The organism is Streptomyces sp. NPDC020917 (assembly GCF_044333795.1).
In the GTDB taxonomy this organism is placed as follows: Bacteria; Actinomycetota; Actinomycetes; order Streptomycetales; family Streptomycetaceae; genus Actinacidiphila.
This window is the reverse complement of sequence record NZ_JBIRRR010000007.1, coordinates 301,815-324,874: the sequence shown is the minus strand read 5'-3', so window position 1 is coordinate 324,874 and position 23,060 is coordinate 301,815. Positions and strand designations below refer to the sequence as shown.

24 protein-coding genes are annotated in these 23,060 nt (G+C 74.8%); 14 read left to right on the top strand and 10 right to left on the bottom strand.

Features of this window, described 5'->3' with window-relative positions:
- Positions 1-3 precede the first annotated feature (3 nt).
- The 3 genes from ACH4TG_RS18260 (at position 4) to ACH4TG_RS18250 (ending at position 2,604) form a co-directional block, all read left to right on the top strand.
- Positions 4-780 (top strand): GNAT family N-acetyltransferase, encoded by a 777-nt coding sequence (locus ACH4TG_RS18260; RefSeq protein WP_398243331.1) that lies wholly within the window; start codon positions 4-6, stop codon positions 778-780.
- A 388-nt stretch (positions 781-1,168) separates the two neighbouring features.
- Positions 1,169-2,047 carry a L,D-transpeptidase family protein gene (locus tag ACH4TG_RS18255; protein ID WP_398243330.1) on the top strand — a complete coding sequence of 293 codons (879 nt, stop codon included), beginning with the start codon at positions 1,169-1,171 and terminating at the stop codon, positions 2,045-2,047.
- A 179-nt stretch (positions 2,048-2,226) separates the two neighbouring features.
- Entirely contained in the window at positions 2,227-2,604 is a 378-nt protein-coding gene (locus tag ACH4TG_RS18250; protein ID WP_398243329.1) for a nuclear transport factor 2 family protein, read from the top strand.
- An 83-nt stretch (positions 2,605-2,687) separates the two neighbouring features.
- Here the strand turns inward: ACH4TG_RS18250 and ACH4TG_RS18245 are convergent, their stop codons facing one another.
- The 3 genes from ACH4TG_RS18245 to ACH4TG_RS18235 form a co-directional block, all read right to left on the bottom strand.
- A complete protein-coding gene (locus tag ACH4TG_RS18245; RefSeq protein ID WP_398243328.1) occupies positions 2,688-3,797 on the bottom strand; it encodes a phosphatidylinositol-specific phospholipase C domain-containing protein in 1,110 nt (369 codons plus the stop codon).
- Positions 3,798-4,301: 504 nt separating this feature from the next.
- Entirely contained in the window at positions 4,302-4,613 is a 312-nt protein-coding gene (locus tag ACH4TG_RS18240; protein WP_398243327.1) for an AzlD domain-containing protein, read from the bottom strand.
- Positions 4,610-5,272, bottom strand: a complete 663-nt coding sequence (locus ACH4TG_RS18235; RefSeq protein ID WP_398243326.1) for an AzlC family ABC transporter permease — start codon at positions 5,270-5,272, stop codon at positions 4,610-4,612. The genes ACH4TG_RS18240 and ACH4TG_RS18235 overlap by 4 nt, the downstream gene beginning before the upstream one ends.
- Positions 5,273-5,353: 81 nt before the next feature.
- On the opposite strand from ACH4TG_RS18235, the gene ACH4TG_RS18230 reads away from it, so the two are divergent.
- The 5 genes from ACH4TG_RS18230 to ACH4TG_RS18210 all read left to right on the top strand — a co-directional run bounded on the left by ACH4TG_RS18230 (position 5,354) and on the right by ACH4TG_RS18210 (position 9,485).
- Positions 5,354-6,001, top strand: coding sequence for a helix-turn-helix domain-containing protein (locus ACH4TG_RS18230; RefSeq protein ID WP_398243325.1), 648 nt, complete (start codon positions 5,354-5,356; stop codon positions 5,999-6,001).
- Positions 6,002-6,013: 12 nt separating this feature from the next.
- Entirely contained in the window at positions 6,014-6,814 is an 801-nt protein-coding gene (locus ACH4TG_RS18225) for a crotonase/enoyl-CoA hydratase family protein (RefSeq protein WP_398243324.1), read from the top strand.
- Between the two features lie 299 nt (positions 6,815-7,113).
- Positions 7,114-7,875 carry an SDR family NAD(P)-dependent oxidoreductase gene (locus ACH4TG_RS18220; protein WP_398243323.1) on the top strand — a complete coding sequence of 254 codons (762 nt, stop codon included), beginning with the start codon at positions 7,114-7,116 and terminating at the stop codon, positions 7,873-7,875.
- 182 nt (positions 7,876-8,057) lie between these two features.
- Positions 8,058-8,900, top strand: a complete 843-nt coding sequence (locus ACH4TG_RS18215) for a helix-turn-helix transcriptional regulator (protein ID WP_398243322.1) — start codon at positions 8,058-8,060, stop codon at positions 8,898-8,900.
- 69 nt (positions 8,901-8,969) lie between these two features.
- Positions 8,970-9,485 carry an AAA family ATPase gene (locus ACH4TG_RS18210; protein WP_398243321.1) on the top strand — a complete coding sequence of 172 codons (516 nt, stop codon included), beginning with the start codon at positions 8,970-8,972 and terminating at the stop codon, positions 9,483-9,485.
- A 52-nt stretch (positions 9,486-9,537) separates the two neighbouring features.
- On the opposite strand, the gene ACH4TG_RS18205 is transcribed toward ACH4TG_RS18210, so the two are convergent.
- Positions 9,538-10,047, bottom strand: a complete 510-nt coding sequence (locus ACH4TG_RS18205) for a DUF1772 domain-containing protein (protein WP_398243320.1) — start codon at positions 10,045-10,047, stop codon at positions 9,538-9,540.
- Between the two features lie 337 nt (positions 10,048-10,384).
- Between ACH4TG_RS18205 and ACH4TG_RS18200 the strand changes: the two genes are divergently transcribed.
- The 3 genes from ACH4TG_RS18200 to alc all read left to right on the top strand — a co-directional run bounded on the left by ACH4TG_RS18200 (position 10,385) and on the right by alc (position 13,792).
- On the top strand, positions 10,385-11,401 hold the full coding sequence (locus ACH4TG_RS18200) for an AraC family transcriptional regulator (protein WP_398243319.1): 1,017 nt from the start codon (positions 10,385-10,387) through the stop codon (positions 11,399-11,401).
- A 154-nt stretch (positions 11,402-11,555) separates the two neighbouring features.
- Positions 11,556-12,479: a LysR substrate-binding domain-containing protein gene (locus ACH4TG_RS18195; protein WP_398243318.1), complete on the top strand. Its 924-nt coding sequence runs from the start codon at positions 11,556-11,558 to the stop codon at positions 12,477-12,479.
- A gap of 59 nt (positions 12,480-12,538) precedes the next feature.
- The gene (gene alc / locus ACH4TG_RS18190; protein ID WP_398243317.1) at positions 12,539-13,792 is read left to right on the top strand and encodes an allantoicase; all 1,254 of its coding nucleotides are present in this window, start codon (positions 12,539-12,541) and stop codon (positions 13,790-13,792) included.
- Here alc and ACH4TG_RS18185 read toward each other — a convergent pair.
- The 4 genes from ACH4TG_RS18185 to ACH4TG_RS18170 are packed head-to-tail and all read right to left on the bottom strand — an operon-like array spanning position 13,785 to position 16,974.
- A complete protein-coding gene (locus ACH4TG_RS18185) occupies positions 13,785-15,002 on the bottom strand; it encodes a hypothetical protein (protein WP_398243316.1) in 1,218 nt (405 codons plus the stop codon). The genes alc and ACH4TG_RS18185 overlap by 8 nt on opposite strands.
- The gene (locus ACH4TG_RS18180; protein ID WP_398243315.1) at positions 14,999-15,436 is read right to left on the bottom strand and encodes an ankyrin repeat domain-containing protein; all 438 of its coding nucleotides are present in this window, start codon (positions 15,434-15,436) and stop codon (positions 14,999-15,001) included. The genes ACH4TG_RS18185 and ACH4TG_RS18180 overlap by 4 nt, the downstream gene beginning before the upstream one ends.
- Positions 15,437-15,445: 9 nt before the next feature.
- Positions 15,446-16,162: a hypothetical protein gene (locus tag ACH4TG_RS18175; protein WP_398243314.1), complete on the bottom strand. Its 717-nt coding sequence runs from the start codon at positions 16,160-16,162 to the stop codon at positions 15,446-15,448.
- Between the two features lie 32 nt (positions 16,163-16,194).
- Positions 16,195-16,974, bottom strand: a complete 780-nt coding sequence (locus ACH4TG_RS18170; RefSeq protein WP_398243313.1) for a maleylpyruvate isomerase N-terminal domain-containing protein — start codon at positions 16,972-16,974, stop codon at positions 16,195-16,197.
- Positions 16,975-17,208: 234 nt separating this feature from the next.
- On the opposite strand from ACH4TG_RS18170, the gene ACH4TG_RS18165 reads away from it, so the two are divergent.
- Positions 17,209-19,317 carry a DUF5107 domain-containing protein gene (locus tag ACH4TG_RS18165; protein WP_398243312.1) on the top strand — a complete coding sequence of 703 codons (2,109 nt, stop codon included), beginning with the start codon at positions 17,209-17,211 and terminating at the stop codon, positions 19,315-19,317.
- A 123-nt stretch (positions 19,318-19,440) separates the two neighbouring features.
- Here the strand turns inward: ACH4TG_RS18165 and ACH4TG_RS18160 are convergent, their stop codons facing one another.
- The gene (locus tag ACH4TG_RS18160) at positions 19,441-20,424 is read right to left on the bottom strand and encodes a ketopantoate reductase family protein (RefSeq protein ID WP_398243311.1); all 984 of its coding nucleotides are present in this window, start codon (positions 20,422-20,424) and stop codon (positions 19,441-19,443) included.
- Between the two features lie 148 nt (positions 20,425-20,572).
- Here ACH4TG_RS18160 and ACH4TG_RS18155 point away from each other — a divergent pair, with 148 nt between their 5' ends.
- A complete protein-coding gene (locus ACH4TG_RS18155) occupies positions 20,573-21,640 on the top strand; it encodes an RNA ligase (ATP) (protein WP_398243310.1) in 1,068 nt (355 codons plus the stop codon).
- A 155-nt stretch (positions 21,641-21,795) separates the two neighbouring features.
- Here the strand turns inward: ACH4TG_RS18155 and ACH4TG_RS18150 are convergent, their stop codons facing one another.
- A complete protein-coding gene (locus tag ACH4TG_RS18150; protein ID WP_398243309.1) occupies positions 21,796-22,428 on the bottom strand; it encodes a GNAT family N-acetyltransferase in 633 nt (210 codons plus the stop codon).
- 163 nt (positions 22,429-22,591) lie between these two features.
- Between ACH4TG_RS18150 and ACH4TG_RS18145 the strand changes: the two genes are divergently transcribed.
- Positions 22,592-23,026 (top strand): SseB family protein, encoded by a 435-nt coding sequence (locus tag ACH4TG_RS18145; protein ID WP_398243308.1) that lies wholly within the window; start codon positions 22,592-22,594, stop codon positions 23,024-23,026.
- The last annotated feature ends 34 nt before the right edge of the window (positions 23,027-23,060 follow it).

Genomic DNA, 23,060 nt, shown 5'->3' with positions numbered 1-23,060 from the left:
GGGATGGAGGAGACGGGGATGGACGAGGTGCGGGCGGTCGTGACGGGTCCGGACGGCACGGTGCCGGACACGGCGGGCCCGGACGGCGGGGCGAAGGCGGCGGACCGCGGAACGGGCGCCGGCGGGGATCCCCGGGCGAACGCGCCGACGGACGCCTGGACCGACGACGGGATCACCGTCGTGCCCGCGAACCGGGCGTCGTGGGAGGACCTGGAGCAGGTGCTCGGCACCGCACGCTGCCACGGCGGGCTGTGCTACTGCCAGCGCTTCAAGATCACGAACCCCGAGTGGCGGGTGACCGACGACGGCGAACGCGCCCACCGGCTGCGCGCGCAGAGCGAGTGCGGGCAGCCGGAGGCACCGGCGACCAGCGGGCTCGTGGCCTACGCCGGAGACGAGCCCGTCGGCTGGTGCGCGGTCGAACCCCGCACCGCCTACCCCAAGCTGCTCACCACCCGCATTCCGTGGGCCGGGCGCGACGAGGACCGCGGCGATGCCGGGGTGTGGGCCGTCACCTGCTTCGTCGTCCGCGCGGCCGCCCGCCGCACCAGGATCACCCACGTCCTCGCGCGCGCCGCCGTCGACCACGCCCGCCGTCGCGGCGCCCGCGCCGTCGAGGGCTACCCCATGCTCACCGCGCCCGGCCAGGACGTCCCCTGGGGAGAACTGCACGTCGGCACGGTCAACGCGTTCGCCGCCGCGGGCCTCACCGAGGTCAGCCGCCCGACCAAGCGGCGTGTCGTGATGCGGATCGACTTCCCGGAGCGGCCGGCGGAGTGACCGCCCGCCCCTCCGGCTCCGGCCCGGCCCCTCCGGCCCCCGCCCGGCCGTTCCGCCCGGACCCTCCGCCCCGCGTCCGCCGGTTGCCCGGTGCGGGGGCCGGTCCGTCCCGGTCCGCCTCGCCCGCGTCCCGTCCGGCCGCCGACCCGCCGACCCGCCGACCCGCCGACCCGCCGACCGGCCGCCTCCGTCCCCCGTGTCCCGTCCGGTGGGTCCGGTTCCCGCCGCCCAGGACCCGCCGTGCCCACGGATCGTGGCGCGGCGTCAGCCCGAGTCCACGGTCACTCACCCGAACGGCCCCGCCGCGAATGCGACGTGTGGGGCGAATCGGGCGACTGTGGGGGTCGGATGCCGAGTCTGGCGGACCGGTTTGCGAGGATCGGTGGCGATGACTTCCCCGCCGACCGAAGCGCTCGACGAGAGCGCCACCGAATCCAGCCCGGGCCGACGACGGCACCGGCGGCCTCGCCGTGCCGCCCGCAAGGGCGTGATCGTCGCGGCCGTGGGTGCGGTCGGTCTGGCGGCGCTCGGCGCCGGATACGTGGTCCTCGGGCGGCAGGGCGGCCTGGCGGCCGCCGCCGACGACGGCGGGCGCAAGGCCGCCGCACCAGTGTCGACACCGCACCGTGCCGGCGCTCCCGCGGGCCCTGACGCCCTCGGCGTCAGGAACGAGGGACCGCTGGCGATACCAGGGATCGGCCCGAAGACGCGAGCGGCCATCCCCGCCGACAGCACCCAGGTGCTCGTCGCGTCCGGCAAGGGCAAGAACTCCTCGGACACCGTCGTCACGCTGTGGACGCGGACCAAGGACGGCCACTGGCACGCGGGTGTCTCCTGGCCGGCTCACAACGCCCTGCACGGCTGGACCGTCACGCACCACGCCGGTGATCTGCGCAGCCCGATCGGCGTGTTCACGCTGCACGACGCGGGCGGCTTCGACGCCGACCCCGGGTCCAAGCTGCCGTACCACCAGTCGTCGGGATTCCAGGCCGGCGGCGTGGGGTTCGACGGCGAGCCGCTCGACGACGCCTTCGACTACGTCATCGCCATCGACTACAACCGGGTGGCCGGCACCTCCCCGCTCGACGGGACCCAGCCGATGGGGTCGTCCCGCGGTGGCGGCATCTGGGTGCACGTCGACCACGGCGGTCCCACGCACGGCTGCATCAGCGTCTCCGCCGCGCACATGGTGGAGTTGCTGCGCACCCTGTCGCCCGCCGATCACCCGGTGATCGTCATGGGTGACAGCACCTCGCTGGCCGGCTGAGTGCCCGCCCGGGCCGCGCCCCACGCGCGGTCCGGGCGGCGCGCCACCTTCTGGCCGCGACGGTCCTTACTCCCGCGGGAGTACCGCGGAGGCATACCGCCGGGCGATGCCCCGCGCGCGGCGCGGCGGGACCCTTGCGGGGACGGCGTACCCGGAACCCGCGACGGAGGCACCCCGGCATGACGACCCACCCGCAGGAGCTCGCCGACTTCCCGAAGCGCTGGGCCGACGCCGAGCGCCGGGGCGACGTGGCGGAGCTGGAGCACCTGCTCACCGACGACTTCACCGCCGTCGGCCCGCTCGGCTTCGTCCTGGACAAGAAGCGCTGGCTCGACCGCTACGCCTCCGGCGCGCTCGTCCACGACGACTTCGCGTGGAGCGAGGTGACGGTCCGCCGGTACGGCCGGGCCGCCGTCGCCGTCGGGGTGCAGGGCCAGCAGAGCATCTACGAGGGCCGGGACCTCGACGGGCACTTCCGCATCACCCAGACCATCGTGGAGGAGGACGGCTGCTGGAAGCTCGCCGCCGTCCAGTTCAGCCCGACCGGCGCGCACTGACCGCGGGCACCCGGAACGCCTGGGTGCCCGCGGTCGCGTCGGCGGTGGTGCCCGGCTCGACCGGGCGGCTCAGCGGGGCGCGTTCAGCCGCGCGGCACCACCATGGACTGGACCTGGGGCAGTCCCCGCCAGTCGTTGGACGCCACCGTCGCGTGGGCCTTGGCCAGTTGGGCGACCCGGGCCTGCGCGTCGGCCGGCGCGGGGTTGGTGTCGTCGAGGGCCGGGGCGACGTTCTGCGAGTCCGTCATGAACAGCAGGTAGTGGTGGGTGTCGTACCAGCTGGTGTCGATGCTGCCGTTGAGGTACGTCGACGCGTCACCGTCGAAGGCCACGAACCACGGCCGGAGCGAGGCGTCGGAGTAGCGCGAACGCGGGTCGCCCGCCTGGGCGTTGTGCACCGAGGGGAAGATGTTCGCCTGGGCGGTCTTGCCCTGGCCGTGCAGGTCCTTGAGGTAGCCGGCGTACTCCTGGTCGGTCCACAGCGAGTCGGTCGGGTTGGACTCCTCGACCGTGCCCGGGATGACCTCCAGGACCACCTTCCCCGCCAACTGCGCCCGGGTGGGCCAGTTGCCGGCCGTGGCCGCCTCGTCCAGCGTCGCGTACTGGCCGCCGCCCGGCTTGTTGAGCAGGTCGTCCGGCTTGAACACCAGGTTGCCCAGGTGCGCGCTGATCGACTGGTCGAGCTTGGCCGGGCTCATCCCGAACGTGGCCTGGAAGCCCGCCTTCATCTCCAGCTTGATGAACAGCGGCCCGTGCCCCGGGTGGGCGCCGAGCCAGACGCGCACGTCGTCCAGGCAGCTCTCCAGGTCCTTGTTGGCGCCGCCGGTGTACAGCTGCGACGGCGTCGACGCGTTGACGCAGTTGTTGCTGTTGCCCGTCGGGTTGGAGTGGCTGACCTTCCACTCCTGGGTGAAGAAGTCGTCCCAGACGTCGAGTTCGATCATCGAGGTGCCCGTGTCGAGCCCCTGCGCGAGATAGGTGAACGCCGACGGGTCGTAGGTGTTGTGCAGGCCGGAAGTGGTGGCGCCGGACAACGGCAGGCCGTCCCCGTCGGCCGCGGAAGCGTTTACGCCTCCGGGTCCTGCGACGGTGAACGCCAGGCACGCGGTGAGCGTCCCGAGCAGTGCGGTGCGCACGGCGGTGCGCGGTCGCAGCGCGCCGCGCCGCGTCCGACGGTTCAGCGGACCGGTCACTTGTCCTCCTGTGGGGGGCGGATCTCCGTCAGGACGGTGCCGTCCACTCGTGAATCGACGGAGACATGACACGTAACACGATCTGGAATCCTCCTGTCACCTCCGATTCGAGCCGGATCCCCTCCCGGGGGCGCACGTTGGACGTACCCCGGCCCGGGACGGCACCCGACTGCACCCGACGGCACCGTGACGGCCGGGCATTGAGCGCGCGGGAAGCGGACCGCCCGCTGGGCGGGGGCCGGCTGGCGCCGAATCGGCCTGCCTGGCCGCCGAGTCGAGGTGACGCTCCACCCGGCGTCGGAGCCGCGCGCGGTGCCGCCGGCGGACGATCGGGGGCTTCGCACCGAGGTCCCGGGGCGGGGCTGCGGTACGTGTCGCGGCCGTTGCCGCGGTCAGCGAGGACCACGTCTGGTCGGCGGCGGGCCTGCCCGCTGGGCCGCGTCGGCGGCACTGGACGGGGTCGCGGCTGGGTGCCGGGCGTGGTTGCCGCTGAGGGGTGGGGGGTCAGGGGAGGGCAAGGAGGCGGAGGAGGGCGGTGGTTGCGGCGGCGGCGATGACGACGAGGGCGAAGGGGGCGCGGCGCCAGGCGAGGAGAGCGCCGACGGCGACACCGGCGGGGCGGGCGGGGCCGGTGAAGTGGTGGCCCTCGGTCAGGGTGGAGGTCGCCACCAGGGCGGCGAGCAGGACGACCACGGCCACGCCCACGAACCGTTCCACCCGTGGCGACATCCGCATGCGCGCCCGCAACACCGGCCCTGCGAAGCGGAATCCGAACGTGCCCGCACCCAGGACCACGGTCGCCAGCGCCAACCTCATCGGGCCACCGCCAGCCCTGCCAGTGCCAGCAGTACGGGAACGCCCGCCGGAAGGACGGGAGTCGCCGCCAGCGCCACCACCGCCCCGGCAGCCGCGGCCTTGCGGGCCGGGCGGTCGCCGAGTGACGGCAGCAGCAGCGCCACCAGGACGGCGGGGAACGCGGCGTCCAGCCCGAGCGCGTCCGTGTTCCCCACGGCCCGCCCGCCGAACGTCCCCGCCAGCACCCCCAGGTTCCAGGCCGCGAACAGGCCGGCGCCGCACCCCCAGTACGCGAGGCGTCGTCTCCGCGGGTCGTCCTGCGCCAGCGTGAACGCCACGGTCTCGTCGACCATCAGGTGGCTGCCGGCCAGTCGCCGCACCCATCCCGTCGTCAGGACGTCGCCGACCGCGAAGCCGAACGGCAGGTGCCGCGCGTTGACCAGCAGACCCGCCGCGACCGCGGCGACCGGGTTGCCGCCCGCGCCCACGATCCCGATGAACAGGAACTGCGCGGCGCCCGCGAAGACCACCACCGACAGGAGCACGGGCAGCCACAGGGGCAATCCGAGCCCGACGGCGATCGCGCCGAACGACACGCCGACCAGCGCGTCGGCCACGCACACCAGTGCGATGTCCCGCGCCAGGCCCGGTTTCAGCGGGGTTCGCCATATCGAACGCATCACACTTTAGAATGAACACACAGTCGGTCGTTCGTCAAACCGTACGAGTGGACTGATTCAGCGAACGCGCCGGAGGGCGGCATGGCACCAGCAGATCAGGCAGGCGGCGGCGACGCCGGACGCGCCGCTCGCAGCGACACGGGCAGCGACACGGGCCGGCGCGCCCCGAGCGGGCCGGCCGGCGGCCCGCCGCTGGCGGCGATCGCCGCCTCCCTGCAACGGGAGCGCCGCCGCGCCGGCCTCTCCCTCGCCGAGACCGCCCGCCGCGCCGGCATCGCCAAGTCCACGCTGTCCCAGCTGGAGTCCGCCACCGGCAACCCCAGCGTCGAGACGCTGTGGGCGCTCAGCGTGACCCTCGACGTGCCGTTCGCGCAGCTCGTCGACCCGCCGCGCCCGCGCGTGCAGGTCATCAGGGCCGGTGAGGGGCCGACGTTCACCGCCGAGCGCTCCAGCTACGTCGCCACGCTCCTCGCGTCCTGCCCGCCGCACGTCCGCCGCGACATCTACGTGGTGTCCGCGCAGCCGGGGACGGCCCGCGAGTCCGAGCCGCACATGCCCGGCGTGATCGAGCACGTGGTGCTCAGCACCGGCCGCGCCGAAGTCGGCCTCACCGAGGACCCGGTGGAGCTGCGTCCCGGCGACTACGTGTCCTACCCGGGCGACGAGGCACACGTCTTCCGTGCCCTGGAACCCGGCACCGTGGCCGTGCTGCTGTCCGAACACCACTGAAGGGCCCGGAAGATGACCCACGACGACACCCCCGGGCCCCGGTCCGCCGTCCGCGTCGAGCGCACCGGCGCCGTGACCACGGTGGTGCTGTCGCGGCCCGCCGCGCGCAACGCCGTCGACGGTCCGACCGCCGCCCGACTCGCCGACGCCTTCCGCGACTTCGACGCCGATGAGGAGGCGTCCGTCGCGGTGCTCTGGGGCGACGGCGGTACGTTCTGCGCGGGCGCGGACCTCAAGGCCATCGGCACCGGCCGCGGCAACCGGGTCGAGGCCGACGGCGACGGGCCGATGGGTCCGACGCGGATGCGGCTCGGCAAGCCGGTGATCGCCGCGATCGCCGGCCACGCGGTCGCCGGCGGGCTCGAGTTGGCGCTCTGGTGCGACCTTCGGGTCGCCGAGGAGGACGCGGTCCTCGGGGTGTTCTGCCGCCGCTGGGGCGTGCCGTTGATCGACGGCGGGACCGTACGGCTGCCCCGCCTCGTCGGTGCCGGCCGGGCCATGGACCTCGTGCTGACCGGACGGGCGGTCGGCGCGCACGAGGCCCTCGCGATGGGCCTCGTCGACCGCGTCGTGCCCACCGGGCAGGCCCGCGAGGCCGCCGAGCACCTCGCGGCGGAGATCGCCGCGTTCCCGCAGACCTGCCTGCGCCACGACCGGCTCGCCCTGCTGGAGCAGGAGGGACGGTCCGAACAGGACGCCCTCGCCGTCGAGTTGGCGCACGGCCGGATCTCGCTCACCGAGGCCGCCGCGGGGGCGGCGCGGTTCGCCGCGGGGGAGGGGCGGCACGGCGGCTTCGGCCCCCCGGGCAGGTAGGAGGCGCACAGGCGTCGTGCGGACCGCGTCGTGCTGGCCGTGCCCGCCGTGCCCCCCCGTGCCGGCCGTGCCGCAGCCCTCGTGCGGACGGCGCCGCGCCAGCCGTGCCCGCCGCGCCAGGCATGCCACCCGGGCCCGCCGTGCCGAAGGGGGGACAGGTCGTCCCTGGATGAGCTGTGCCTTCATCCGCCCGGCGCCGCGGCGGATCGTGGTCAGTGGCGGGGCCGTACCGGTGGACATCGCACCGGCCGCACCGGGCCCGCCGCGACCACGACCGTTCCGCACACCGAGGAGATCCCATGAGCCGGCACGCCATCGCCCTCATCACCGGCGGCAACCGGGGGCTCGGCCGGGCCACCGCCCTCGCGCTCGCCGAGGCGGGCACCGACGTGATCCTGACCTACCGCTCCAACAAGGAGGAGGCCGCCGAGGTCGTCGACGCCGTCACCGCACGGGGACGCAAGGCCGTCGCCCTCGAACTCGACACCACCGCGTTCGGCGCCTTCCCGGCGTTCGCCGACGCCGTCGCGGACGCCCTGCGCACCACCTGGGACCGCGACACCTTCGACTTCCTGGTCAACAACGCCGGGGTGGCGGTCCTCACGCCCCTCGGCCAGGTCACCGCGGAGGCGTTCGACCTGCTGGTCGACGTGCACTTCAAGGGCGTGGTCCTCCTGACCCAGGCGCTGCTGCCGCAGCTCGCGGACGGCGGCCGGATCGTCAACCTGTCCACCGGGCTCGCGCGGTTCGTCGACGAGGGCTGGTCGGTGTACGCGTCGGTGAAGGGCGCGGTCGAGACCTACAGCAGGTACCTCGCCAAGGAACTGGGCGGGCGCGGCATCGCCGTCAACGTGGTCGCGCCCGGGCCGATCGGCACCGACTTCGCCGGCGGCGTGCTGCGCGACGACGAGCAGGTGCGGGAGGTGCTGGCCGGGCAGGCCGCGATGGGCCGCGTCGGCCTCCCGGAGGACATCGGCGGCGTCATCGCCGCCCTCCTCGCGCCCGGCACCGGCTGGATCACCGGCCAGTGCATCGAGGCGTCGGGCGGCACCCGGCTGTGACGCCCGGGCGACGGCCCCGGACCGCTCCGACGCCCGGGCGACGGCCCCGGCGCGGCCGGCCCGGGTCCGGGCCCGTCCGTCCGCCCCCGCATACCCACGCCCCCCGCCCCGCTGTATCCCGCCTCGGCAGGGAAGCCGCCCCGGTTCGCCCGCGCCCGCCCTTGCGAAGGAGAATCTCTGCCATGGACCGAGCACAACTGGCGCACTTCCTCCGCACCCGCAGGGAGGTCCTCCAGCCCGAGGACGTCGGACTGGCGCGCGGCCCGCGGCGGCGTACCCAGGGCCTGCGCCGGGAGGAGGTCGCCGCGCTGTGCGGCATGTCCACCGACTACTACACGCGCATCGAGCAGCAGCGCGGCCCGATGCCGTCGGAGCCCATGCTCGCCGCCCTCGCCCGCGGCCTGCACCTGTCCCTCGAGGAACGCGACCACATCTTCCGGATGGCCGGGCACAACACCCCCAGCCGCGACATGCGCGCCGACCACGTCTCGCCCGGGATGATGCGGATCCTGGACCGCCTGCAGGACACTCCGGCCCAGGTCATGAACTCCCTCGGCGAGACCCTGGTGCAGACCCCGCTCGCCGTCGCGCTGGTCGGCAACGAGACGGGCTTCACGGGCCTCGAACGGAGCTTCGCCTACCGGTGGTTCACGCTTCCGCGGACCCGCCGCATCTACCCCGAGGCCGACCGCGCCCTGCAGGGCCGGTACTTCACCTCGGACCTGCGCGCCGCGTACTCACGGACGGGCGCCGGCTCCCGCGCCGGCCTCGTCGTCGACGCGCTGCTCGAACGCAGCGAGGAGTTCGCCGAGTTGTGGAACGCCCACGAGGTGGGCCTGCACCGGGAGGGCGACGCCAAACGCATCCAGCACCCCGACCTCGGAATCCTCGACCTGCAGTGCCAGACCCTCTACGACGGCGACCGGTCGCAGGTCCTGCTCGTCTACACCGCGACCCCGGGCACCGAGAGCCACGACAAGCTCCGGCTGCTGCCCGTGCTCGGCGCCCGCGCGGCCGACCGGTGAACCGGGCCCGCCGGGGGCCCCGGGCGCGCCCGCCCCTGGCGCCCGCGGCGCCCCGGTAGGCTCGCGGCCATGATCGTGTGGCTCAACGGAACCTTCGGCGCGGGCAAGACCACCACGTCCCGCCACCTGGCCGAGATGCTCCCCGGCGCCCGGATCTTCGACTCCGAGCACGTCGGCTACATGCTCCGGCCGGTCCTCGCCGACGTCACCGTCCGCGACTTCCAGGACCATCCGCCGTGGCGCGCCCTGGTCGTCGAGACCGCCGCGCAGGTCCTCGGCTACGTCGGCGGCACGCTCGTCGTCCCGCAGACCGTCCTGGTCCGGCCGTACTGGCAGGAGTTGGCGGGCGGCTTCGCCCGAGCAGGCATCCCCGTACGGCACTTCGTACTCCACGCCGAGTCCGAGCAACTCGCCCGCCGCATCGAGCAGGACGACGTCGAGACGGGCGCCCGCAAGTGGCGGCTCGACCACCTCGCCGACTACGAGGCGGCCCTGCCGTGGCTGCGCGAGGAGGGCGAGGTCGTGCCGACCGAGGGCGTCGCGCCGGACGAGGTGGCCCGGCGCATCGCCGCATCGGTGGCGTGACCGCGCGGGGCCTTGGGGCCCCGGGCGGGGCCGCGGCGGTGCGTCACCGGGATCAGCCCCGTCCCGAGGCGCGTGCGGCCGCGCGCATGGCCCAGGCCAGGCAGCCCAGCGCGGCGGTGCTCGTCAAGGTGCGGGCGACCGTCCAGTGCACCCACGTCGTCTCGAACTTCTCCCGCACCGCCGCCAGATCGCGGATCCGGGCCGGGTCCCCGGCGTTCGCCAACTGGTCGTTGAGCGGCACGTTGAGGCCCATCGTGATGAACAGCGACGCCGTGTAGAGGACGACGCCGGCGATGACCCAGGGCAGTGCGGGCCGTGCCTCGCCCCGCCAGTGCAGCACGACGGAGACCGCGCCGAGGACCAGCGCACCGCCGAACGCGATGCTGAACCAGCCGTTCAGGATCGCCGAGTTGATGCGCTGCATGGTCTCGACGAAGGTGCGGTCGCTCGCCTTGGCCAGCCCCGGCATCACCGCGACGGAGAAGGCGAAGTACAGCCCGGCCATCAGGCCGGTGGTGAGCGTGGCGGCGAGCAGGACGAGGCTGCGGATGTCGCCGTTCACGGCAACTCCCTTCCGTGGAACGTGGTGCGGGGTGTGCGTCGGCCGGGCGGCGGCGCCCCAGGGCTGGGGCCGGTGCTGGGACGGGGGCGGGTTCCAGGCCGGGGCCATGGCCGCGGGGGGCACCGGCGCCGTGGCCGGTACGTGCGCCCGCACGGGCGAGTGGGCGCCGGTCGCAGCGGGGGCGTGAGGCGGCGTCTGCGGGGTGCGCGATCCGGGCGTGTGCGGGGCGAGCGGCGCATTCGGTGTCATGTCCTCAGTACAGCCGCGCAGGTGGGCCCGCGGCCATGCGCGAAAAGCTCGTGGCCATGCGCGTCCGTCCAGACCTAGGCTGGGCGCCATGGACGCCCTCGCGACCCTCCTCGACGGCCCGCGCGCCCGCGGCGCCTTCCTCCTGCGGTCGGTCCTGACCCCGCCCTGGTCGCTGCGGATCGAGGACGGCGCCCCCGTCACGCTGCTGTACATGCTCCGCAACGACGGCTGGATCGTGCCCGGCGGCGAACCGCCGGTCCCGCTGCGGCCCGGCGACATCGCCGTCGTCCGCGGCCCCGCACCGTACACGGTCGCCGACGCCCCCGGCACCCCGCCGCGGATCGTGATCCGGCCGGGCCAGGTGTCCACCACCCCGCAGGGCGAGGAACTCTGCGAGGAGATGGACCTCGGGGTGCGAACCTGGGGCGACGCGCCCGAGCGGACCGGCGGCGGGGCCGACCCGGGCGAGGGCGGCGACCCGGCCGGGTCGCCGGGCGCTGCGGACGACCCCGAGGGCGCGGCGGTGATGATCAGCGGGACGTACCAGATGGACGGCGAGGTCAGCCGCCGGCTGCTGACCGCGCTGCCGCACGTCCTCGTCCTGCCCCGCGACTCCTGGGACAGCCCGCTGCCCGGACTGCTGGCCGACGAGATCGTCCGGGAGGCCCCTGGCCAGGACGTGGTGCTCGACCGGCTGCTCGACCTGCTGCTGATCGCGGTGCTGCGCGAGTGGTTCTCGCGGCCCGAGGCGGGGGCGCAGTCCTGGTTCGCCGCGCAGAGCGACCCGGTGGTCGGCCCCGCGCTGCGGCTGCTGCACGACGAGCCCGCACACCCCTGGACGGTCGCGGCCCTCGCGACCAGGATCGGGGTGTCCCGGGCGGCCCTGGGCCGCAGGTTCACCGACATCGTCGGCGAACCGCCCATGGCCTACCTGACGAACTGGCGCCTCGCACTCGCCGCCGACCTGCTGCGCGAACCCGACGCGACGATCGCCGCGGTCGCCCGCAAGGTCGGCTACGGCAGCCCGTTCGCCCTCAGCGCCGCGTTCAAACGGGTCCGCGGCGTCAGCCCGCAGCAGCACCGGGACGCGGTCGCCGCCTCCTGACCCCGGTCGGGCGGCGGTCCTCCGGCGCCCTCCGACACCGGCCGCGTCCTCGGCCGGTCCACCAGGCCGCCGCCATCGCCGGCCCTCGACGAGGCACGTCCAGGGGCCGCCCTTCATGGTTCACGTTCCGCCCATGAATGTTTAGTCTGGCTGCATGAAAGAGTGGGACCTGAGGAAGCTGCAGATCCTCCGCGCGCTGCACGACACCGGGACGGTGACCGCCGCGGCGGCCGCCCTGCGCATGACGCCCTCCGCCGTCTCGCAGCAACTGGCCGTGCTGTCCAAGCAGATAGGGGCCCCGGTCGTCGAGGCGCGCGGGCGCGGCGTGCGGCTCACCGGCGCCGCCCAGGTGCTGCTCCGCCACGCCGAGGTGGTCTTCGCGCAGCTCGAACGGGCCGGCGCCGAACTCGACGGCTACGCCCGGGGCGACGCCGGGCTGGTCCGCATCGGCACCATCGCCACCGCCATCAGCCGTCTCGTCGTGCCCGCGGCCGAAGTGCTGCGCACCGCCGCGCCGGGCATCACGCTGTCGGTGCGGGAGGCCGAGGCCGCCGAGGTCTACGAGGATCTGGCCGCCGGCCAGGTGGACCTCGCCGTGTCCCTGGCGGTCGACGCGCCCACCGCCCGCGATCCGCGGTTCGTGGTGTTTCCGCTGCTCAACGACCCGCTGGACATCGCCCTGCCCCTAGGGCACCCGCTGGCCGCCGCGCCGGGACTGCGGCTGGCCTTGCTCGCCGAGGAGCCGTGGATCTTCGGCAGCCGCGGGCCGTGGCGCGAGATCACCCTGGCGGCCTGCGCGGACGCCGGGTTCGTGCCCGAGCAGGCACACGCCGCCGCCGACTGGCCGGCGATCTTCTCGCTGGTCGCGGCCGGGATGGGGATCGCGCTGGTGCCGCGGATGGCGTTCACCGGCGGTCTGCGCAGGTCGGTGGCGGTGCGGCCGCTGGACGCCGACCGCCCGCGGCGGCGGATCGTCGGCGCGGTGCGCGGCGGCGCCGAGGACGCGCCGCTGCTGCGCCGGACGATGGCGGCACTGCGGCAGGCGGCCGAGCTGGATCCGACCGTCAAGTTCAACTGAAGAGTCGGTTCAGTAAGTTTCGATGGACGTGAAGGGTGGGCGTCGTCGAAAGTGGAGCCATGAGACGAGATGACGCTGAGAACGCTGAGAACGCCACCGGCTCCGGGGACGCTGAGAACTCCGGGAATGTGGTGAGCGCCGGCAAGGCGGGGGACGTCACGTCCGAGGGTGCGGTCACCGCGAACGGGAGCGGCACCGCGACCTTCACGGCCCTGACCGACTTCACCGGCGATGCGCTGCCCTATGCGGGAGGCAATCCGTACGCGGACTACCGCAAGACGCTGCTGCCCTTCTCCGGGCTGGCGGACCTGGCCGACCGCCGGCTGGGAGCGGGGATCATCGCGGCCAACGACGAGTTCTTCGCCGAGCGCGAGAACATGCTCCTGCCCGGTCCGGCGGTCTTCGACCCCGAGCACTTCGGGCACAAGGGCAAGATCATGGACGGCTGGGAGACCCGGCGCAGGCGCGGCGCCTCCGCCGACGCGCCGCATCCCGACGCGGCCGCCCACGACTGGGCGCTGATACGGCTCGGGGCGCCGGGCGTGATCCGCGGCATCGTGGTCGACACCGCCCACTTCCGCGGCAACTACCCGCAGGCCGTGTCGATCGAGGCGACCGCGCATTCGGTCTCGGCGGCGCCGGAGCACCTGCTCGATCCCGAGGTGGAGTGGACCGAACTGGTCCCGCGCACCCCGGTCGGGGGCCACGCCGAGAACGCCTTCGCGATCCATGTCGACCGGCGCTTCACCCATCTGCGGCTGCGCCAGCACCCCGACGGCGGCGTGGCCCGGCTGCGGGTGCACGGCGAAGTGGTGCCCGACCCGGGCTGGCTCACCGAACTCGACACCTTCGACCTGGTCGCGCTGGAACACGGGGGCGCCGTCGAGGACGCCTCGGACCGGTTCTACTCGCCGCCGGAGCACACCATCATGCCTGGCCGCTCCCAGAAGATGGACGACGGCTGGGAGACCCGCAGGCGGCGTGACGACGGCAACGACTGGATCCGCTACCGGTTGGTGGAGCAGGGCGTGATCCGCGCCGTCGAGATCGACACGGCCTATCTGAAGGGGAACGCGGCCGGATGGGCGTCGCTGTCCATACGCGACGGCGCCGACGGGGAGTGGATCACCCTCATACCCCGGGTGCCGCTGCAGCCGGACACCATCCACCGCTTCCTGGTCAACCCGATCCCCTCGACCCATGTGCGGATCGACATCTTCCCCGACGGCGGCATCTCCCGGCTGCGGCTGTACGGCTCGTTGACCAAGGACGGGGCGGAGCGGCTCACCGAGCGCGCCGAGGCCCTCAGCTGAGGGTCTGCTCCGACCAGCGCACCAGGTGCTCCAACAGGCCCTGGAAGCGGCGCAGCACGCTCTCGTCGTCACCGCCCACGTCGTAGGTGGGGGAGCCGGCGGGTTGCCCCGCGGCGAGGCGGGTGAGCATGACCGGGGTCAGCCAGCAGTACTTCGCCGCGCCGGCCGCGGCCACCGCACGACGCAGGGCGCCCTCGTCGCTGCGGTGACCGCCCTGGCGCAGGCCCTCCAGGTACCCGGCGAGGACCGCTTCCGCGATCTCGGGGAGCAGGGAGGCGGGCATCAGACCATCGGTCACGCAGTCGGGGATGAGGTTGGCGATGTCCTCGCCGACGCCGCCCTCACCGACGAAGGCCCAGTCCAGCAGGACGGTGTGCGGGCCCCCACCCGCCGGGCCCGGGGCCGCCCCGGCCTTCGTGCCGCCCTCCGCGCCCGCGCGGATGCCGACCGGCTCCCCGGTCGCCAGCAGGTTGAGCGGCCACACATCGAGATGGCACAGCGTGCGCGGCCCCGATTCGGCCGCGGAGAGGAGGAGTTCACGCCGGTCCCACATCCGGCGCAGACCGGCGCGCAGCGGCGCGGGCCACACCGCGACGGCGGTCGGGTGGTCCCAGGAGATGTGCGCGGGAAGGTCCTTGCTCGCCACGTACTGGCGCAGCCAGCCCCGGGAGAGCCATGGCTGGTCCGGCACCCGGTCGACCCACTGTGCCTGGGCGGCACCGAGCGACTGCGCGAAGGCATCCAGGCGGTCCACCGTCCAGGACGGCCCGGGGACCCCGCTCACGTCCTCCAGCCACAGGGCGAAGGAGCCGTCGGCACGTTCTTCGCTCGCCAGCAGCTCCGGCCCGACGATGCCGGCCGACGCGAAGGCCGTGGCGGTCAGACCCTCACGGTAGGCGAGGGGCTCGCGCCGCCCGTGGTCCCAGCCGCGGGGATCGGCGCCGTCCTTGGACCGGCCGGCCGTACCCGGCGCTCCACCCGGGCCGGCGGGCGCACCGGCCCCGCACACCTTGAGGACTACGCTGCCCGCCGGCCCCGAGACCCGCCAGACGCCGCCGGTGGCCTGGGTGAGCTGGCTGTGCGTCAGCTTGGTGAAGCGGCGCCCGGCCGGCTCGTCGGCGCCCAGGACCGCGGCGACCGCGGCGGGGACCGGAACCGGCTCGCGGGAAGCGTCCGGCGACGGGCCGGTGGGCGGGGAGAACGCCGTCACGGGGAGCCGAAGAGCTTGAGCAGCTCATCCCGGCCGAACATCTGGGCGGTCTCGAGCGCGGACGGGTTGCCGGCGGACGGGTCGGCGCCCGCCTCGACCAGGGCGTCGATCACGTCACGGGCCTCCTTGAACACCGCACCGGCCAGCGGCGTCTGGCCCTGATCGTTCGCCCGATCGGGCTCCGCGCCGCGGTGCAGCAGCGCCAGCACCGTGTCCGCGTGGCCGTGGTAGGCGGCGAGCATCAGCAGGGTGTCACCGCGGTCGTTGGTCAGGTTCGCCGGGACCCCGGCGTCGACGTAGGCCGCGAGCCGGTCGGTGTCCCCGTGCCGGGCCAGTTCGAACGCCTGGGCGGCGAGCTGCAGGACCTCCGGGTCGTGCGCCGGCTCCTCGGTCGGCCCGCCGCTGGAGCCGGGGTCGGGCGTGTGCTCGGTCATGGCTCCACACTACGCAGGGCAGCGCCCCTGGAAGAAGGAGATCACGACGTGCTGCACCGGTGCGTCGCCGACCTTCACGTCCACGGGGACGCAGGCCCGCCCGTCCCCGGCGACGAAGAACCCGCCCGAGAAGGAGGTGGCCGCAGCCGTGCAGCTGTGGAAGGTGACCGCGGGCGCCGGGGTGTTGCCGTAGCCGCCGCCGTACTCCAGGCCGGCGCGGGCGCGTTGCTCGGCCCCTATGGTGACGGTGACGACGGTGCCGGCTTCGAGGCGGGCGCTGAGGCGGTAGTGCCAGCCGCCGGAGTTCTGCGCCCCATGGGCGTGCTGGTCGCCGGTCTCCAGCGTGCGCAGCCCCTGCCACAGCAGCGGGCCGATCCTGACGTCGTCCGCCGGGCGGTGCGCGGGAGTTCCCGGGGCGTTGCGCGTGCCCGAGGACGGCGAGGAGCCCGAGGAGGGCGGTCGGCCCGAGATGGGCGTGGATCCGGCGGCCGGCTTCCCGCCGTCCGGGGCGGTGCCGGTGGCCAGCGGGCTGCCGATGCCGGCCGTCCTGCCGTCGAGGCACTCCACCGGGCGGGGGTGCTCGATGCTGCCCACGGGTGGTGGCTGGGACACGGACGCGTCGGGCGGCGGAGCGGAATCGTCCGATGCGGTGCCGAAGGAGCAGGCGCCGAGCAACGCCAGCGCTCCGCACACCGCGCCTGTCGTGAGCAGTACCCGACCTGACATGGGCATCACCCCTTCGTCAGGACGGTACGTCCTCAGCCGAGCGGGGGCCAGACCGCCAACTGCCGCACGAGCTCGGCGTCGCCGGTCAGCCGAAGCGGATCGCCGTCCCACGGGGCGCGGCGGTACAGGCCGAGGAGCAGGTCGCTCGCCGAGCCGGACAGCGTGGCGCCGACCTGAGGGGCGCCGCCCGCCCCGCCGCGCACCACGGACGCCCCGGTCTCGTCGAGGATCAGCATCCAGGCCGGGCCCTCGTCGCTGACCAGCCGCACCCGGGCGGGCGCGTGCGGCCAGCCGTCCATGGAGCCGAACCCGACGTGCAGGAACTCGTCGACCGCGTCCACGGCCACCACGGCCGGTACGGGTTCGGGCGTGCCCGCCGCGTCCTGGGCGTCGCGCGCGTGCACGGCGGCCTCCTGCACCTGGTGGCGGGCCACGGCCCCCGACGTCGCCGGGTTGCCCGACTCGGCCCACCAGGTCCAGCAACCGGCGTCGGGGCCGGCCGCGTCGAGCGCGTCCAGCAGCACGCGGGTGGACTGCGCCGACCACTCCATCAGGTCGCCGGACGGCTCCCGGCCGGGCACCTCGGCGTCGGCGGGTGGCCGGAGCGCCGGACCGGCCGCGACCGTCGCCGCCCAGAACCGCTGCACCTGGGCCACATGCGCGACCAGATCCGGAACGGACCAGTCGGGGCAACCGGGGACGCGCACCGACGGATCGGCCTTCCCGGCTGCCGCCCGCAGCGCCGCGGACCGTTCCTCGATCAGCTCCAGCCGGTCCCCGAAGGACGGCTCGGGGAAGCGCGAAGTCGTCATGGCGTCCGTTGTAGCAGCGACCGCTGTCAACGGCCGCCGGCCCGGGCCGGCCTGCCGCCGCAAACCGCGCCACCCGCGGCGCCGGGGCGGCCGGCCGCCCCCAAAAGACGACCGATTCCCGGCCTTTGCCCAACCCTGACCCCTGGGGGCCCTGGTCAGTACGCGCCGGACCATGTTCCATGGTCATCGGACGGCCGACCGACCCGAAGCGGCCGCGGGCAAGAAGAGGTGGCCTTGGCTACGACAGCAACGACCGTGCGGCGCATCGCGGTGACGCTTCCCGCCGTCCCCCTCGGCGCGGAGAACCCGCTGCCCGCCCTGAGCCCTCTCGACGAGGTGCACCAGGTCGACGCCGGCGACCGGGACCGGCTGCCGGCCGACATGGCACGGCAGATCGGGTACGCGCCGCTGCGCTCCATGCTGCCGGTCCGGCTGCGGGACGGCTACGGGCGCGACCGCGCCCCGGCCGCGCTCGACGCGATCGCCATCGAGAACGACCTGGTCCGCGCCACCGTCCTGCCCGGTCTCGGCGGCCGCCTGTACTCCCTGGTCCACAAGCCCACCGGGCGGGAACTGCTCTACCGCAACCCGGTGTTCCAGCCGGCGAACTTCGCGCTGGCCGACGCCTGGTTCTCCGGCGGCGTCGAGTGGAACCTCGGCGCGACCGGCCACTGCGCCCACACCTGCGCGCCGCTGCACGCCGCCCGCGTCCCGGCCCCCGACGGCGGCGAGATGCTCCGGCTGTGGGAGTGGGAGCGGCTGCGCGACCTGCCGTTCCAGATCGACATGTGGCTGCCGGCCGAGTCGGAGTTCCTGTACGTCGGCATCCGGGTCCGCAACCCGCACGACCGCACGGTGCCCGCCTACTGGTGGTCGAACATGGCCGTCCCCGAGACCGAGCACACCCGGGTGCTCGCCCCCGCCGACGCCGCCTACCACTTCGACTACACCCGGGCGCTGTCCCGGGTCCCCGTGCCGGCGCCGCACGGCGAGGGCAGCACCGACATCACCTACACCACGCGCTCGCTGCACGCCGCCGACTACTTCTTCGACATCGAGGGCGACGACCGGCGCTGGATCACCGCGCTCGACGCCGGCGGCCACGGCCTGGTGCAGACCTCCACCGACGTGCTGCGCGGCCGCAAGCTGTTCCTGTGGGGCAGTGGCCGCGGCGGGCAGCGCTGGCAGGAGTGGCTGACCGAGCCCGGCAGCGGCGGCTACCTGGAGATCCAGGCGGGCCTGGCCCGCACCCAGCTGGAGCACATCCCGATGCCCGCCGACTCCGCCTTCTCCTGGCTGGAGGCGTACGGGCCGCTCGCCGCCGACCCCGCGCGGGTCCACGGCGACGACTGGACGGCCGCCCGCGCCGAGGCCGCGGAGCGCCTGGAGGCGGCGCTGCCGCGCGCCACCGTCGACGCGGCCTACGCGGCCTGGCTGGAGCACGCCGACACCGAGCCGAAGGACGTGCTCGCCACCGGATCCGGCTGGGGCGCGCTGGAGACCGAGCGCAGCCGAGCCGACCTGCCGGGGACGCCCTTCCCCGCGGCAACCCTCGGCGACGCGCAGAAGCCGTGGCTGGAACTGCTGCTGGCCGGCGTCTTCCCGCGGCCCGCCGCCGACACCCCGCCCGGCCCCGCGCTGGTCGCCCCGCAGTGGCGCGACCTGCTGGAGTCCGCGAGCACCTACCCCGGCAACGAGTGGTTCCTGGACTACTACCTCGGCATCTCCCAGTGGGCGGCCGGCGACCGAGCCCAGGCCGTGCGCAGCTGGGAACGCTCCGCCGGGGCCCGGCCGTCGCCGTGGGCGCTGCGCGCCCTGGCCGTCGCCGAGGCCGCCGCGGGCCAGCCGCAGCAGTCCGCGGAACGCTATCTGGCGGCGTACGCGTGCCTGCGCGAGCAGCAGCCGGCCGCCGCCGCGCAGCCGGGCCCGGCCCAGGACGAGGCCCGCGCGGTCCAGCGGGCCCTGCTGCTGGAGGCCGTTCCCGCGCTGATCGACGCCGGCCGCCCCGCCGACGCCGAACGCCTCCTCGACGAGCCCGCCGCGGGCGGCACCGCCCCCCTGGACGGCGGGCGGATCCAACTGCTGCGCGCCCAGGCCGCCCTGGCCGGCGGCGACGCGGCCGGCGCCCGCGCGATCTTCGACGAGGGCTTCACCGTGGAGAACCTCCGCGAGGGCGACGAGGCGCTCAGCGACACCTGGTACGCGATCGCCGAACGGCTGCTGGCCGGGGACGGCCCGGTCGACGACGCGATCCGCGCCCGGGCCCGCACCACCCACCCCCTCCCCGCCGCCTACGATTTCCGGATGCGCCCGGAGCACCACGAGACCGGCACCGCCGGCTGACCCGCCCGGCACCGTCCGCCCCGCCGCCCCCGGGGTGCACCTCACCCCCTGAGGCGCGCCCCGGCCACCCCACGCCCCGGGCCACCGCCTGGCCCGCCCGGCTGCCGGGACGAGGGCGGGGCGTCAGCCGGGGAGGAGCGCGGTCAAGTGGGCGAGTTCGGGGGGTGTCAGGGTGCCCGGTTCGCGGTGGGCGCGGGCGAAGCGGTTGGCGGTGCGCTGGAGGGCCTCGTTGACGGGGGTGGGGACGCCGGTGGTGCGGCCGAGCAGCACGATCTCGCCGTTGAGGTAGTCCGACTCGATCGACCCGGCGCCGCGCGCCAGGCTCTGCCAGGACGAACCGCCGCCGCGTTCCGCTCCCTTGAGGGGCTGGGGCCGCATCCGGTCCCCGCGCACCCGGGTCTGCTCCAGCTGGTCGATGTGGCGGATGCCCGCCGCGTCCAGCACCGCCTCGCCCTCCGCCCGCGCCGCGGCGGCGAGTTGCGCGGCGGGTGCGGTGTCCTCGGCGGGGCCGCAGACCGCCTGGACGGCGTTGCCGAGATTGGCCAGCAGCTTGGCGTACTTCCAGGCCATCACCTCGTCGGTGACGGGCGCCGCGAACCCCGACTTCTCCAGGTCGGCGGCGATCCGCCGGGTCACCTCGTCCGTGCCCGAGGGGAACCGGCCCACGTGCAGCATGCCCGTCAGCGGCGCGCACGGCGCCCGCACCACGCCCGGCTCCAGATGCTCCGCCGGCAGCCACACGCACATGCCGTGGACGTCGCGGAAGCGGCGCAGCGCCAGCCGCTCGTTCTCCACACCGTTCTGCGCGCACACCACCGGCAGGTCCTCCCCGTACGCCGCCCAGGTGTCCAGCGCGGCGGCGGCGTCCTGCGTCTTCACCGCCAGCACCAGCACGTCGTCGGGGCGCGGCGTCAGCTCCTGCGGCGAGGTGGCCACCGGGACCTCCAACTCCAGCTCCCGGCCGGGGAGTTCCAGCCGCAGACCGCGCTCTCGCAGCGCCTCGGCGTGCGACCCGCGGGCCACGAGGACGACCTCGTGGCCCGCCTCGAACAGCCGCCCGCCGATCGTCCCGCCGACCGCCCCGGCGCCGATGATGAGGTATCGCATGACCGCAGCCTGTCACACCGTCCGCGCCGCCCGCCGCCGGGAAAACCACTGGCCCGCGGCGCGGGCCGGCCGACACAGTGAACTGCGCGTCGGCCGAGCGGAGATGGCGGCCGCGCAGCCACGAGGAACCATGGGGGAGGGCACAGCCATGTCCACACTGCGCGTGACCGCCGAGCGGCTCACGATCCTGGACCACCCGAACGCCGACGCACTGGAACTGGCGCAGGTGGGCCTGTACCGCGCGGTCGTCGCCAAAGGGGCTTACCGTACGGGTGAGTTCGCCGTCTACATACCCGAGCAGGCGGTACTGCCGGAGCCGCTCATCACCGAACTCGGCCTCACCGGGCGGCTGGCCGGGTCCGCGGCCAACCGGGTCAGGGCCGTGCGGCTGCGCGGCGAGCTGTCCCAGGGCATCGTCTGCCGGCCGGGCGCGCTCTCCGGCGTCGACCTGGAGCGGGCGGCCGCCGGCGACGAGGACTTCGCCGAGCGGCTCGGCATCGTCAAGTGGGTGCCGCCGGTGCCGATCTCGATGAGCGGCGACGTCGAGGCCGCGCCGGACCTGCTGCCGTGGATCGACATCGAGAACCTCAAGCGCTACCCGGACGTCTTCGCCGCCGGCGACCCCGTCACCGTCACGGAGAAGCTGCACGGCACCGCGTGCTGCCTGACGTACTACGCCGGGTCGGGCACCGTGCACGTCACGTCCAAGGGCCTCGGCGGCCAGCGGCTGGCCCTGAAGGAAGCACCGGGGAACCTCTACTGGCGTGCGGTGCGCGGCCACGGGCTGCCGGAGATCGCGGCCCTGCTGGCCGGGAAGCTCGGCGCCGACCGGATCGGCATCTACGGCGAGGTGTACGGCAGCGGCGTGCAGGACCTCGCGTACGGCGTCGACGCCGGCCGCGAACTGCCCGGGTTCGCCGCGTTCGACGTGTGCGCCGACATCGGGGGCCGCCTGCGCTGGCTCGACCCCGCGGGCCTGCCCGTCGGTGAACTCCCCCTCGTCCCAAGGCTGTTCGAAGGGCCCTTCGACCTGGAGACCGTCCTGGGGCTGGCGAAGGGACGGGAGACCGTCACCGGCCGCGGCGAGCACATCCGCGAGGGTGTGGTCGTACGCACCGCCGCCGACGCCTACAGCCCGGTCCTCGGCGGCCGCGCCATCGCCAAGGTCGTCAGCGACGCCTACCTGACCCGCAAGGGCGGCACCGAGTACGAGTGAGCGGCGCCGCCCGCCCTTGTCGCGACGTCCCGCCGCCGTCCCGCCGCAGACCGCCCCCGTCCGCCTCCGACCCGCCCCCGTCCCGCCGCGGACCCGCCTCCGGGCGGAACAGCGGCAGCCGGGACGAGGGCGGGCCTCCGGGCCGGGGGCGTGGGTCAGGCGGGCGGGGTGGCGCGGCGGGTGGCGGACGTGACGCGGGCTTCCAGTGCGGCCTTCGCCGCCGGCCACTCGCCGGCCAGCATCGAGAAGAAGACGCTGTCGCGCCACGTGGTGCCGTCCGAGCGGAGGCGGTGGCGGCGCCACACACCCTCGCGGACCGCTCCCAGCCGGCCGATGGCCTGCTGGGAGCGGGTGTTGAGATGGTCGGTCTTCCAGCAGATCCGGCCCATGCCCAGCTCCTCGAAGGCGTGGGTCATCAGCAGCAGCTTCGACTCCGCGTTGACGGCGGTGCCCCAGTGGGCGCGGCCGTACCAGGTCCAGCCGATCTCCAGGCGCTCGTCGACGGTGCTCACGTCGTGGTACGTGGTCCAGCCGACCGCCCGGCCGCCGGCCTTCTCCACCACCGCGAAGGCCAGACCGCCCGAGTCCCGCGCGGACGCGACCACCCGGCCGGCGATCGCCCGCAGCTCCTCCTCGGTGTGCGGCGTTTCGGTGGGCAGCCAGCGCCACACCTCCTCGTCACGCCCGCCGGCGGCGAACAGATCCGCGGTGTGGGCGGCGGGATCGAGCGGTTCGAGGCGGACGAAGCGGCCGTCCAGCACGGCGGGCACGGGGCTCTTGGCAACCATGCGGGCACCGTATGCGGGCCGGACCCTGCCTGGTCAACGCCTTTTCACTCCGTGGATGGCATGACCGGCCGAGGGCGGGGTACGCGCGGAGTTCAGTCACCCCGGTACACCAGGCGAACCCGATGCCCGGCGGAGCAGCCGGCCGGCGAGAGGAGTCCCAGCGATGACCGACACCACCCCCGGCGCCAACCCCGACGGCGCCCTGCCGCCCGCCCAGCGCGCCCTGCACGAGATCGCGCACGGCAGCGAGAACGTCGTGGCCCTCAGCACCCTCGCGGTCAGCGAGGTGCTGCTGCCGGTCCCGGGCGTCGACGAGTACCCGGACGGCGCGGGCGGCGCGGAGCTGCCCCGTGAGATCCAGCTGCCCGTGTACGAGCAGGACGACGGCCGGCAGCTCGTCCCGGTCTTCACCTCCGAGTCGCGGATGGCCGACGCGCTGCCCGCCACCCGCCGCTACCGGCTGATCCAGCTGGCCGCGCTGAGCGGGGCCTGGCCCTCCGACGAGCTGATCCTGTCGATCGACACCGGCAGCGACGACGCGCTGAGCATCTCCGGCGAGGGCGTCCGGGCCCTGGCCGGACTCGTCGGCGGGAACTGACCCGCCCGGCGAGGACCGGCCGCTCCGGCCGGAG